The organism is uncultured Thiodictyon sp., assembly GCF_903828115.1.
GTDB lineage: Bacteria > Pseudomonadota > Gammaproteobacteria > Chromatiales > Chromatiaceae > Thiodictyon.
This window is the reverse complement of record NZ_CAIKKU010000037.1, coordinates 1-13,026: the sequence shown is the minus strand read 5'-3', so window position 1 is coordinate 13,026 and position 13,026 is coordinate 1. Positions and strand designations below refer to the sequence as shown.

The window sequence follows — 13,026 nt, the reverse complement described above, 5'->3', positions numbered from 1 at the left end:
GCTTGCCCCCACTCATTCACCCTTTGCCCACACTGCGCCGCGCGGGCCACAGCGCTGGCTGAGGACGCCTGCGGCGCAACAACAATCAACTTTTTCAACGTTGCGACGGCCGCCGGATGGCCCCCGTCCGACCCCAACCAGCACCGGCACGCGCCACCGCGCATTGACGGCGGGACCCATCACAGCGTAAACAGCATCACCCCCGCGCGGCGCTTCGCTCCGACGGTCCAGTTTGACCTGGAACAGCCGTCCAGTTTGCGGCGGAACAGGTGTCCAGTTTGCGGTGGAACGGCTGTCCAGTTTGCGTGGAATACGCAACTGGGGATGACGGACACCCTGATCTACAATGCCGAGGGCCTGGCGCCAGCCCCTGATCGTCACCGGGCTCGGGGATCAGTGGCGTTGCAGCCACGTATCCAGGTTGGCGAGCGCGCTGAAGTCCACCTGGTCCTCAATGAGGCTTTCGATCCGCTCCAGCGGCAGCGTAGCGATTCGATCCTCAAAGTCTTGGGGGAGCGGGCCGAAGCGACGCTTGAGCAGCCGACACACCAAAGCGCCTGCCTCCTCGCGGCGGCCTCGCTGGTAACCGATGCGTTCGACAGATGACACGTAGGGCATGGTCTTGTTTCGCTCCAGGGTGCTGATCTCCTGCCAAAGCTTGTCCTGAAGCCCGGGCGGCAGATACATCATCCAGTCAATGACAAAATACAGATCGATGATCCGCTGGCGGTCCCAGTCCCGTTCGTAGAGTAGCCGCGTCAACCGCCATTTTGCCGCGTATCTCCGCTCGGCGTCACCGCGGGTTTGGCGGGTCAGCAGGTGCGCGGCGGTGACGATGGCGAAGGGGTTGGGGTCCTCCAGCAGGGCGTCGAGTCGCGCGGCGTGGTCGATCAACTTGACCAGCGGATACTCCAAGAAGTGTCGGCAACCAAACAACTCGTAGCCGTAGGTGCTCGGGCGCCAGTCGGGGCTGTCGTCCGCCAGGACCGCGAGGCTGGCGACCGGCCGGTCGTAGCGTTCAAAGAGCCGATAGTTGTAGACAAACATCCGCTTGGCGAAAGCGCTGTCGTGGCCGCCCTGGATCTCGATATGGATGTAGACCCAGTCCTCTGCGCCGTCATGGCGGTGGACGGCGACCAGCTTGTCCACGTAACGCTTACCCAACTCGGCGTCCTTGGTGACCTGAGCCAGTTCCTTGTCGAGAAACTGGTAGCCCCGGCTCCAGTCGATCCCGGCGTGAGCGTCCGGAAAATAGAAGGCAAGAAATTCCGGGAAGTGGTGCTCCAGGGCGTCCTTCCAGGGGGTGTCGTAGTCGTCGGCGGGTAGCGGCTGCTTGGTTTCATCGGCCATGGTCGGTCCTCGTCATGTCGGCACTGGGGGGCCGGGCTGATATTGCTACAGGATCTCAGGGGCGCAGTCCAGCACGGCAGCGGCTTGGCGACGATGCTCGGTCACAACCGCCGAGGCCGGGAAGCCGACAGGTGTCCGAAGTGCCCGCCCCCCTTGGTCCCAGCCCCCGCTTGCCGCATCATGCACGGCTGACCCCCGCCCACCGGACTGAGCATGACGGACACCCTGATCTACAACGCCGAGGGCCTGGAGCGCCAGCCCCTGGCCGTTTTTACCGAGAAGGCGTACCTGGACTACTCCATGTACGTGATTCTGGACCGCGCCCTGCCCTATGTGGGCGATGGGTTGAAGCCCGTGCAGCGGCGCATCCTCTACGCGATGTCTGAACTGGGGCTCTCGGCGGCGGCCAAGTTCAAGAAGTCGGCGCGCACCGTGGGCGACGTGCTGGGCAAGTTCCACCCGCACGGCGACAGCGCCTGCTATGAGGCCATGGTGCTGATGGCCCAGCCCTTCAGCTACCGCTATCCGCTGATCGACGGGCAGGGCAACTGGGGCTCGCCGGACAACCCCAAGTCTTTTGCAGCCATGCGCTACACCGAGTCGCGTCTGACGCCCTACGCGGAGCTGCTGCTGGGCGAACTGGACCAGGGGACGGTGGACTGGCAGCCCAACTTCGACGGGACCCTGGAGGAGCCGAAGCTCCTGCCCGCGCGCCTGCCCAATCTGCTGCTCAACGGGGCCAGCGGGATCGCGGTCGGCATGGCGACCGACATCCCCTCCCACAACCTGCGCGAGGTGGCGCGCGCCTGCATCCACCTGCTCGACCACCCGGACGCGACGGTCGCCGACCTGACCGTCCATGTCCCCGGTCCCGATTTTCCGACCGCCGGTGAGATCATCACGACGCCCGCGGAACTCCTCAAGATCTACGAGACCGGCAACGGGAGCCTGCGCCAGCGCGCCCGCTACGAGGTGGAGCAGGGGGATGTCGTCATCACCGCGCTGCCCTATCAGGTCTCAGGCGAGCGGCTGATGGAGCAGATCGCCGCCCAGTTCAACGCCAAGAAGCTGCCGATGATCGAGGACTTCCGGGACGAGTCGGACCACGAGTTCCCGACCCGGCTGGTCATAGTCCCGCGCTCCAACCGGGTGGACATCGAGCGGCTCATGTCGCATCTGTTTGCCACCACGGATCTTGAGCGCAGCTACCGGGTCAATCTGAACCTGGTGGCCGGCAACGGTCGACCGCGGGTCATGGATCTCAAGGAGATCCTGGGCGAGTGGCTGACCTTTCGCACCGCCACCGTGCGCCGCCGCCTGGAGCACCGGCTCGGCAAGGTCCTGGACCGACTGCACCTGTTGGAAGGCCTGCTGATCGCCTATCTCAACATCGATGAGGTGATCCGCATCATCCGCACCCAGGACGAGCCCAAGCCGGTCCTGATCGAACGCTTCGCGCTCAGCGACACCCAGGCCGAGTACGTCCTCAACACCCGGCTGCGCCAGCTCGCCCGCCTGGAGGAGATGAAGATCCGCGGTGAGCAGGCGGAACTGGCCGTCGAGCGCGACGAACTCCAGGGCATCCTGAATGAGGAGTCACGGCTGAAGCACCTGATCCGCGACGAGATCATCGCCGACGCGGCGAAGTACGGCGATGCGCGCCGCTCCCCCCTGGTCGCGCGGACCGCCGCCGCGGCCCTGGACGAGACCGAGGTGTCGCCGAGCGAGCCGGTGACCGTGGTCCTGTCCGAGAAGGGCTGGGTGCGCGCCGCCAAGGGCCACGAGATCGACGCCGTGGCCTTGAGCTACCGCTCCGGCGACCAGTTCCTCACCGCCGCCCGCCTGCGCAGCAATCAGACCGCCGTGTTCCTGGACAGCACCGGGCGCAGCTACTGCCTCCCGGCCCACACCCTGCCGTCGGCCCGCGGCCAGGGGGAGCCCCTGACCGGGCGGCTCGACCCGCCCAAGGGGGCGAGCTTCGTCGCCGTGTTGGGCGAGCCCCCCCAGACCCGGTTGCTGCTCGCCAGCGACGCCGGCTACGGCTTCATCGTGCGGATGGAGGAACTCTACGCCAAGCCCAAGGGCGGCAAGGCGGTGCTCACCCTGCCCGCGGGCGCCCGGGTGCTGCCGCCCATGCCGATCCCGGACCTGCCGAACCCCCGCCTGGCCGCCGTCACCAACAGCGGCCACCTGCTGGTCTTCCCGGTCTCCGATCTGCCCGAGATGCCCCGCGGCAAGGGCAACAAGATCATCAGCATCCCTGCCGCCAAGGGCACCGAGCGGCAGGACTGGCTGGTCGCCGCCGCGGTGGTGCGTGAGGGCGGGAGCCTCATCATCGCCTCCGGCAAGCGGACCTTCACCCTCAAGCCGACGGATTTGGACCTCTATCAGGGCGAGCGCGGGCGGCGCGGTAAGCCGTTGCCGCGGGGGTTTCAGCGGGTGGATGGGTTGACGGTGGACTGATGGCGCCGCGCCGCGTCAATAGCCCTGCGTGAGGCGTCGGGCGAGACGGCCGAACTCGTCGGCGCGGGTCTGTGCCGGTTTGTGCATCACAAGGCATGTCGCCGCACTCCGTGCCACACAAAATCCGCACAGCGTCCTGTCGTCCAGATAGCAGGCCCAGTCGAGGACCGCCGCCGAAATCAGACACGGATCGCCTCGTCCCGACCGACTTAAGCCCGCTGATCGGCCTTGCCCGGATCGACGGACTGGTGTGCCTGGACGAACTGTTCGGCGTGGTCCGGATGCCCCCGGAGGTCCGCCGGGAGGTGCTGCCGACAGCACCGAACGCTCGGAAGTCAGCGACCATTCGCGCTCAGAGCTGTGACCGGGCGGCAGGTTAGGAGACAACCAAGAGCCACTGCGCCTGGAAATCCTCACCGTCTGACGTTAGCCTAGAGCAACCGTCACAGCGAGTTTCCGCCATGTCCGACCACACCAACTGCGTCTTTTGTGGCATCGTTCGAGGAGACATCCCGGCGGTCAGAGTGCATGAGGACGAACAGACCTTGGCCTTCATGGATATCCAGCCGGCCAGTCCGGGCCATACCTGAAGACCTCAAGGCCTTTGCGGCGAACATTCAAGCTGCCATAAGACCTTGACGCGGAAGAATTAGAGGATTTCCGGCCGTGACCTCCTTCATCCAGAGTGCAGTCGATCAGGTGATGAACAGCCGTTACTCCTGTCGCGCCTTCCTGTCCACTCCTGTTTCCAGAGAAGTAGTGGAGGACATTCTCTCGATCGCTTCCCGAGCCCCTTCGGGCACCAACATTTAGCCATGGAATGCATGGGTATTGACCGGGCAGAGCAAGACCGGCCTGAGCGAGCGCTTGCTCGCCGCCTTTGACGATCCAGAGGAGGCATCGACGCACAGCGACCCTTTTCAGTATTACCCGAAGAAGTGGGTGTCACCGTACATCGATCGCCGTCGTAAGATCGGTTTTGAACTTTACCGTCTGCTGGACATTCAGAAAGGCGACGCCAAACGGATGCACGAGCAACACGCCCGGAACTACAAGTTCTTCGACGCACCGGTCGGGTTGATTTTCACGATCGCTGATGTCATGGGACAGGGCAGTTGGCTGGACTACGGGATGTTTCTCCAGAATGTCATGCTCGCAGCCAAGGCGCGAGGTCTGGATACCTGCCCGCTGGCCTCACTCAACCAATCGTTAAACCATTACATTCCGGAGAAATCGTTCTATGGGTGCCATTGCTGACGCTATGACTCGTTTCGCACAGCCCCTGCTCGATGCGAGTGACGGTTCGCCAGAGCAGTTGCAGCGAGCACTTTCGCTTCGATGATCCTGCGACACCAGGAGTTGTTTCCAAGCATGAACCAGGTCGGTGCTATGGCTCCCTCGCGCATTGTGCCCGGCCATGAGATTCCACCGCCAGCACCGCGGCGCCTCGTCAAGAAATATGCGGGCACTGGGCGAAATGAGCCCTGCCCGTGTGGCAGCGGGAGGAAGTACAAGCTCTGTTGTGGGCGTTGAACCACCGGCTTTAGCTCAACGCCGAAACGCCAACATCTTAAGACCAGTACCTCGTTCCACCTAATCCGACGGCTACTTACACCGCCAAAGTGTGCGATCCTGCGGGGGCCACTCGGAAAAATATGGCGGAGCGAGCAAGACCAAATGCGGGGAAGGGCCAGCTCTTGTAACCGGCAGAGGTGATGTCAAAGACGACTTGGTAGTCCATATCGGGCGCTTATGCATATAAACGAAGCAGGCTGGCAACATTGAGCTACAGGTGGGGCCCGGTTTCCGACTACAGGCGGTCGACTCTCATCTGCATCCGCAAAGAATTAGGGCGATTATACCTATAACCGATCGTTCCGTGCTGCCTGCTCCCTCGCATAAAGGGGGTTCGCCCATGGATGATCAGGGGCGGACTGTCCACCCCTGACATCACCAAGCGAGGTATCCCATGAGCTCAAACTGAAGGCTCCTAAACCCGTCTCGCTGCCGGCCGGCTGGCACTGCCCGAGGATGCTCAGAAGGGCCTGGGCTTGATGGCAACACATGGAAGGTGCTCACCGAAAGCATCTTCCCGTCGGCCAAGACAGTGGGAGGCATCCTGCCCCACGCTGCTGTGACTCAGAAAGGCACGCGGAAGCGGCGCGTATCTCTGCTAAGATTATTTCCATCAGATATCCCCACGGGAGCCAGGCATGGAGACCGTCAACGTCAGCGGACTCAAGAACAATCCCAGCGAGGCCCTGAGCAAGTCGCACCGAGACTTGCTCGTGGTCATGAGCCTGGACAAACCCGATGCGCTGTTAGTCGGGGTCGGGCTCGCGGGCGAGTTGGACGCGAAGGGCGTCAGACCAGCCCTGGCCACCGTGCTGTTGCGTGACGGCAACCTGTCGCTGGCGCGTGCCGCCCAGTTGGCCGACATGGCGTTGGGCGAGTTCGTGGTGCACCTCTCCCGCCTGGGGATTGCCGTGGTGAGGCTGGACGCGCAGGAGGCCGAACGAGACCTGGATACACTGGAATCATGGCTCGCCTCGTCCTGACCGACTTAAGCCCCCTGATCGACCTGGCGGGGATCGACGGGCTGCCGTGGCTCTGCGCAACGCGGGATTGAGTCGAAGCCCATGGTCGCTCCCTATTCACCACCCTTCGCGATCACCCCCGCCATCGTCGCGCTCATCGCCGACATCGCCGAGCGGGTCGGCCAGTATGCCCAGGCCGCGGATTCCGCCGCCCTGCGACTGCGGCGTATCAATCGCATACGTACCATTCAGGGCTCGCTGGCGATTGAAGGCAATACCTTGAGCGAGCAGCAGATCACCGCGATCCTGGAAGGGAGGCGGGTGATTGCCCCGCCCCGTGAGGTCCAGGAGGTTCGCAACGCGCTGCTGGCCTACGACCGATTCGCGACCTGGAACCCAGCGTTGGAGGATGACCTGCTCGCCGCCCATGCCCTGCTGATGGCCGGCCTGGTGGAGCGGCCTGGCGCTTATCGCAGCGGTGGTGTCGGGGTCATGTCGGGTAGCGTCGTGGTCCACATGGCTCCACCGGCCAGCCGCGTCCGCGGCTTGATGGAGGGCCTCTTCGGCTGGCTGCACGGGTGCGAGGTCCACCCCATGATCGCCAGTTGTGTCTTCCATTACGAGTTCGAATTCATCCACCCCTTTGACGACGGCAACGGGCGCATGGGTCGGCTATGGCAAAGCCTGATCCTGAGCCGCTGGAAACCGCTGTTTGCCGATCTGCCGGTCGAGAGCATCGTCCATGCCCATCAGGACGATTATTATCGGGCGCTGGCCGACAGTACCCGCGAGGGCGCATCGACGCCCTTTATCGCCTTCATGTTGGGGGTGATCCGTGAGGCCCTGAGTGCCCACCCGACCGAACAAGCAACCGTACAAGCTACCGAACAAGTTCGGCGACTACTGGCGTCGGTGGGGGACGGCTGCTACTCGGCCAAGTCGTTGATGCTAATGCTAAGAATGTCCCATCGCCCAACCTTTCTCTACGACTATCTGCAACCGGCGCTCGCCGCCGGTTGGCTGGAACAGACACACCCCGACACGCCGACGAGTCCCAGACAGCAATACCGTCTGACCCGGTCAGGACAAGAGGCGGCACAGGACTTTGCCCAGGACATTCACCGATAGCCGGTGTGATCGCCGTAGCCTGACTTAGCGGGGCTGGACGCAGCACCCGCGGATGCCCTGGAGGATCAGGATCTGGATTTCAAAGAGTGGCCCGAGCGCAGCCGCGAGAAGGCGGTGGACCAGGTGGTCGAAATGGCCGTCTGCATGGCCAACGGCGGCGATGGGACCCAGCGAATGCGCCGTTCCATTTGTTGCGCCATTTTTCCGGACTAAATGGCCGAAGAATGGCCCAAGGCCATTACCTGGGCCCATTGCAACGGACAGTTCCCCCTGCGCGACCAACTGGCCTTCAGTCCGCTAACGCCTTGAGCAGCGCGTCCCGACCGTCCTGATAAAACTCGATGTCCAGCTTCGTGGCCATCTCGTCCGACAGGTCAAACAGCTGTCGGCGGCACGCGACGGGCAAGAGCAGCGACTTGGCACCTTTCTCGACCGCCAACTCGGCCAGCGTGACGGCGTTGTGAATCGGCTCGATGGTGCCGCCGAGTGTCACCTCGCCGACGACCACCAGTCCGCCGCGGACCGACTTCTTCAGCAGTGCGCTCGACAGCGCGATCAACGCCGCCACCGCGGTCTTGGCACCGGACTTCGCTGCGTCGAACCCCCGCAGTTGCACCGAAAACTCATGTGCTCGCGGGTCCCGGTCGCCGACCAGCTGCTGCGAGCGCGCGTAGAGGTTCTGCTCGGCACACCGGATCGACTCCTTGAACGCAGGTGGCACCGGGTTATTCAGCACCCGCACCCCGCTGCCCGGGCCTTCGGTCACCTCCAGCCGGAAGAGCCCCGGATGCTCGTCCTGCCCGCCGGGGCTCAGGGTCCAGATCTGGCCGCACTCCAGGGGCTCGTCGCCGATTTCACCCTGGCTTTGCAGCTCGGGCGTCGCCACGAATTTCTCGACGCCCTCGGCGCCCATCGTGTAGCTGAAGTGCGTGTTGCGAAACTCCGCGGCGCCAATGCGCTTCTGCTGTTCCTTGACGCGGCGCCGCACCTCCAGGGCGAGGCGCACCGCCCACTCCAGGTCCTCGTCGCTGACCGAGGCGCCGGCATCCGGTTGCAGCAACTTGAGCAGCCCACTGACGGTCTTGTTGACGCCGTTGATGTCGCGGCCGGACAGGGCACCCCCCCAGAACACGCGCCCCTGAAGCACCGACACACGACTGCCGTTGCGCAGTTGGGTAAAACACTCCGACAGAAAATCGCTCACTAAACCGAAGTGCTGGGTGAAGAGGCCCGGATTCAGCTTGGGCAGGTCCCAGCCCGGCAGGAAACAGTGGATGCGGTCCATGAAGGCGGTGTCGTTGCGCATCTCGGGCGGCAGCGGACCGAACAGGTGACCGATGCGCTGCTGGTGCTCCACGTCCACCTCGAAGTTGCCAACCATGACCACCGAGCCATCGGCGCGGATGCTCTCCTTGCCGCGCGAAAACTCACCGCTCTCCATATAGCCCTTCATGATGTTGACACCGTCCTTCTGGTCGAAGGAGACGCCCGATACCTCGTCGAAGCAGACCACGTCGTACTGACACACCAGGCCGCGTTGGCCGGTGGAGTTGTTGACGAACATGCGCGCCACCGTGGCTTTGCCGCCCGAGATCAGATGGGCATAAGGCGACACCTGCTGGAACAGGTGCGACTTGCCGGTGCCGCGGGGCCCCAACTCGACCATGTTGTAGTTGCGCTCGACGAACGGCACCATGCGCAGCAGCAGGGCATCCTTGGCGCGTTCGGACAGGGTGCCCGGCTCGAAACCGACGCTGCGCAGCAACAGGTCGCGCCACTGCGAAGTGGAAAAGTCCTGTCGTCCCTTGGCCAGCACGTCCAAGACCTCACGCTTGGACAACTGGATGGCGCGCAGGGAGTCGACGCCAAAGGGCCGCCCACCCTTTTCCTGCGCGGTCGAGGCGTCATAACTCAACGTAATCTCGGCGTAGAAGCCGCCCGTCAGCATCCGCTCATTGTCCGTGACCATCTCCGGGGTCAGCCGGACATCCGTCAGTCGCAGGCTGGGCAGGGTCGCGACATAGGAGTCGGTCTTCGCGTCCAGGCGCGCCGTGATGATGTCGATGATCTTGACCGACCCCGACTCACGTGCGCGCGCCTTGAACAGTTCCTCCTCGCCCGCCTTCACCGTGCGGGAGCCGAGTTGCCGCTGGACGATGTCCAACCCCTCTTGAATCTCCGCCTCGTCGATGGTCGCGCAATAGCGACCGAGCAGGAACTCCACGACATAGGTAGGGACCGGGAACTGCCGGCTGAAGGTGCGGACCAGGTCTTTGCGCACGACATAGCCATCGAAGGCGGTCGCCGCTTTCCGGTCCAGGTCGTCGAGTTGCATTGAGGATGTCCTCTTTTCGTTCGTCGTTCCCGCCAGTCGAACTCGCCGGGCGCGTAGTCGGTGTGCGTAGTCAGGCCTGTGCGTAGTCAGGCCATCCTGGCCTGACATCTTGGCCTGACATCGTCAGGGCTGGAAGCCCTGACTACGCAAGACGTCAGGGCTGGAAGCCCTGACTACGCAAATGGTCAGGGCTGGAAGCCCTGACTACGCAAGCTGGCCGGGATGGCGATCGAGGCCGTGCGTCTAGGCCCCGACCGTGGTCGCCATCTTCTGCACGACCTCGCCGCCGGGGCCCAGCACGACCACCACGGCCGCCGAGCCCTCCTGATCGTCGTCGGCAACCGCCAGATTGGCCTTGCCACCTTCCAAGCCTTTCCGGCTAGCCACCAGCGAAGTGGAAGCCAGCGCCGCCTTGGTTCGGATGTCGACCTGGAGCCCTTCGGCCATGGTATCCACCTCCACCAGACAGCGCAGGCCCTTCCAGGTCACGGCGCGGATGTCGGCCGTCACCGCCGCCGCCGCGGTGCCCTCGACCTCCAGCGACAGCACCGGCACCAGGCACTCCTGAAGGCTCAAGCCCCCATGGGCGTAGTCGACCCCGGCGATGAAACAGGATACGCCAGGTGCATAGGCCACCTGCACAGCGTCGCACCAACTCCAGCCAAAGGTGAGCGGCGTGCCGTGTGCATTGTCCTTGAGGACGGCGCAGCGCCCCCATTTCGTCTCGGTCTCGTGCGTGGCCAGCTCGGACTTGGGCAGACCGCCAGGCATCAAGAGCCAGCCGTGATCGGTCACGATGCGCAAGTGCTTCCACCCCGCCTGCTGGAGCTCGCAGATGCGCTCCAGCACCTGGGCCAGTTGGGTGTCGAGGTCGCGGGCCAGCCGCACCCCATGGGCATGGCCATAGTGATCGAGATCGCCGGCCTCGGTCCAGGCCTTGCCTGACGGGTCGCCGGTCTCATGGGTGTCCAGGGGTTGGATGCCGTGGTCGGCCAGCAGCTTGCGGAAGTGGTGTCCGGACAGCGGCTTGCCGTCAGCCGCGATCCGTGGCTCGAACTCCTGGTCGGTCTGGTCGCCGGACACCAGGTGCGCGACCGGAGAACACCAGGCCTTGCCGGACGCCGTTACCGACGGCAGGCTGGTCCAGCGCGCCTGCAAGTTCACCTTGCCGATGACGGCCAGACGCTCCTTGAGTGCGACCGCCACGTCGTAACGCAAACCGTCCACAAAGACCGTGCAGACCCCAGCCGCCGGAACAGTTGTGGCGTCCGACGCCACCCCGGCTGCGTCGAACCCGCCTGACGCCATCAGGGCAGTCTGCAGCCGCCTGGCAGACTCCTCAACCCAGGGTAGATAGACGGCGCGCAGCGCCGCGGACACCGCATCCAGATCCGCCTTGGTCTGGACGGCCCCCAATACCCGGAGCGCCGCGGCGTCTACCTGCCACCCGCTGTCCTGGTAGCCCTGGGCCAACTGATCGGGGACCGAACCGGTCGGCAGTTGCGCGCTGCGCGCGGCCACCTCGGCCAGGTGAGCCAGGGCCACCCCTAGCGGCGACTGGCCCATGCGCGTCCACAGCCAGTCGCGGCGCACCGCGTGGCCCTGCTCGGCCGCCAGAATGGCCGCGCGCGCGTGAGGTCCGGTCATGGCGCCGCACGCCGCCAGCGCGTACCGCAGGGCCGCCTCCCGCTGCTCGTTCACCTGGGGATAGCCGGCGAGCGCCCCGGGGGCGTCGAACAAATCCTGCTGCTTCGGCGGCGTAACCTTCAGAAGCAGTCCGTAGACCTTGGGGAAGCTCGCGAACGAATCGCGGTAGAGTTCCGCCACGGCCGACCACTTGCCTTCCCCTTTGGCCAGCCGCTCGGCGGCGGCCAATGGCCCGTCGCTCACCGGATGGAAGCCGAAGTCAGCCTTGCAGCGCTTCAGGAACAGGTCCCAGCGGACGCTTCCCCATTGCGCCTGTGCCGTATCGGGATCGTCCATCCACACCAACATGTCCCGCGTCGGGTTCGGCGCCAGGAGGCTGTGCAGCCATTCGGCGTTGATCTGGCGGCCCTTCAGGTCTTCCACCTGCCGGTCCAGCAGCACGCCGGCGGCCAGGGCCTGGCCCAACGCCTCTTGCGTGGCTTTGTCCTGCGCCACGTCCAGGCCCAGGCCACCGTTCCTGGAGGTCAGGAAGGCATTGATCGTCCAGTCCTTACCATTGAGCTGACTCCAGAACACACCGCGATACTGCAACTCCGCCAGCGGTTGGAGATCGCGCGGGCAGCTTTCGATGGCGCGCAGGTCGGCCCGGCTTACCCCGGGCAGGTAGATGACGCACAGGGCATCGGCCGGCACGATCTCCGGAAATAGCCCGGCAACCGCACACTTGAGCCAGATGGCCGGCCCCTGCGCCTGCTCCGCATTGAATGCGCCCAGTTGAAGCAGACCAGGCAGGTCCGGGCGCAATGCGGGGAAGAGCGCCCGCCAGGCCGATTCGGCGTCGGTCCACAGCACCGCGGCCGGCCTGGCCAGAACGGAACGGTTGACCTTGGCGCTGGTCGCGAGGCTTTGCAGCAGCGCTTGTTTGAGAGTGCTCATGGCGCCCCCTTGCCCTTGAGCTTTGCGGCCCTGCCCTCTGCCCCTTCGGCATGCGCCATGGGCGCCGCGGCCACCGCCATGGCGAGCATCAGAAACAGACTGGAGGAGAATTGCATGGGTATCTCTGGTCAGGGAAGGGGTTCGCCCGCCGCTCGGAGCACAGCGCATCGGGTCGGGTGGCTCAATCGAAAGCCCCGGCGTTGTAGCTCGTCGATCAGGGGCGTGACAGACGCGATCAACCCGGCGCGTTTGGCATCCAGCAGGATTCCAAGGGTGCCGGTGAGACGCAGGCCCAGCAAGCTGGCGTGGCGACGGGCAAGCGCATCGTCCAAGATCACCACCGGATCTCGACAGTCCAGCGCGAGTGCCAGAACCCCTGTTTCGCCGGGACCGAGTGCCGCAACCAGCCGGAGCAGTCGCACATGGGGCGGTGGACGCAGGTCGATCCATGCCAGGTCTTCGGGTACCGGCAGATCGCAACCCAGCCGTCGGCCGTCGCTGAGCTCCTCAGCCACCGTGGTCGGGACGATGACCCGGCCCACCAGCCGCGGCAGCAGGTCCAGTTGCCCGATCTGGTGCAGATACTGGAGCGGCGAGGTGTTGCAGATGACCTCAGACAAGGGATGCCTG

Annotated in this window: 9 protein-coding genes and 1 pseudogene; 6 read left to right on the top strand and 4 right to left on the bottom strand. The window is 64.7% G+C overall.

What is annotated here, in order from left to right; genetic code table 11:
- Positions 1-393 precede the first annotated feature (393 nt).
- On the bottom strand, positions 394-1,350 hold the full coding sequence (locus QZY48_RS01325) for a DUF4351 domain-containing protein (protein ID WP_295426688.1): 957 nt from the start codon (positions 1,348-1,350) through the stop codon (positions 394-396).
- A gap of 213 nt (positions 1,351-1,563) precedes the next feature.
- Here QZY48_RS01325 and parC point away from each other — a divergent pair, with 213 nt between their 5' ends.
- The 6 genes and pseudogenes from parC (at position 1,564) to QZY48_RS01300 (ending at position 7,478) form a co-directional block, all read left to right on the top strand.
- The gene (parC, locus tag QZY48_RS01320; protein WP_295426685.1) at positions 1,564-3,813 is read left to right on the top strand and encodes a DNA topoisomerase IV subunit A; all 2,250 of its coding nucleotides are present in this window, start codon (positions 1,564-1,566) and stop codon (positions 3,811-3,813) included.
- Between the two features lie 461 nt (positions 3,814-4,274).
- Positions 4,275-4,403: an HIT domain-containing protein gene (locus tag QZY48_RS01315; protein WP_295426683.1), complete on the top strand. Its 129-nt coding sequence runs from the start codon at positions 4,275-4,277 to the stop codon at positions 4,401-4,403.
- Between the two features lie 112 nt (positions 4,404-4,515).
- Positions 4,516-5,070 (top strand): annotated as a pseudogene (locus QZY48_RS01310) (nitroreductase).
- Positions 5,071-5,151: 81 nt separating this feature from the next.
- The gene (locus QZY48_RS34545; RefSeq protein ID WP_366929621.1) at positions 5,152-5,346 is read left to right on the top strand and encodes an SEC-C metal-binding domain-containing protein; all 195 of its coding nucleotides are present in this window, start codon (positions 5,152-5,154) and stop codon (positions 5,344-5,346) included.
- A 680-nt stretch (positions 5,347-6,026) separates the two neighbouring features.
- On the top strand, positions 6,027-6,371 hold the full coding sequence (locus QZY48_RS01305) for a UPF0175 family protein (RefSeq protein ID WP_295426681.1): 345 nt from the start codon (positions 6,027-6,029) through the stop codon (positions 6,369-6,371).
- Positions 6,372-6,452: 81 nt separating this feature from the next.
- Positions 6,453-7,478, top strand: coding sequence for a Fic family protein (locus QZY48_RS01300; protein WP_295426678.1), 1,026 nt, complete (start codon positions 6,453-6,455; stop codon positions 7,476-7,478).
- Positions 7,479-7,767: 289 nt separating this feature from the next.
- On the opposite strand, the gene brxL is transcribed toward QZY48_RS01300, so the two are convergent.
- From brxL to QZY48_RS01285, 3 genes are all read right to left on the bottom strand, one after another.
- Positions 7,768-9,813 (bottom strand): protease Lon-related BREX system protein BrxL, encoded by a 2,046-nt coding sequence (brxL, locus tag QZY48_RS01295; RefSeq protein WP_295426677.1) that lies wholly within the window; start codon positions 9,811-9,813, stop codon positions 7,768-7,770.
- 243 nt (positions 9,814-10,056) lie between these two features.
- A complete protein-coding gene (pglZ, locus tag QZY48_RS01290) occupies positions 10,057-12,396 on the bottom strand; it encodes a BREX-1 system phosphatase PglZ type B (protein ID WP_295426674.1) in 2,340 nt (779 codons plus the stop codon).
- Positions 12,397-12,524: 128 nt separating this feature from the next.
- The coding region (locus QZY48_RS01285; RefSeq protein ID WP_295426671.1) for a DUF3368 domain-containing protein at positions 12,525-13,026 on the bottom strand (502 nt) is incomplete at its 5' end.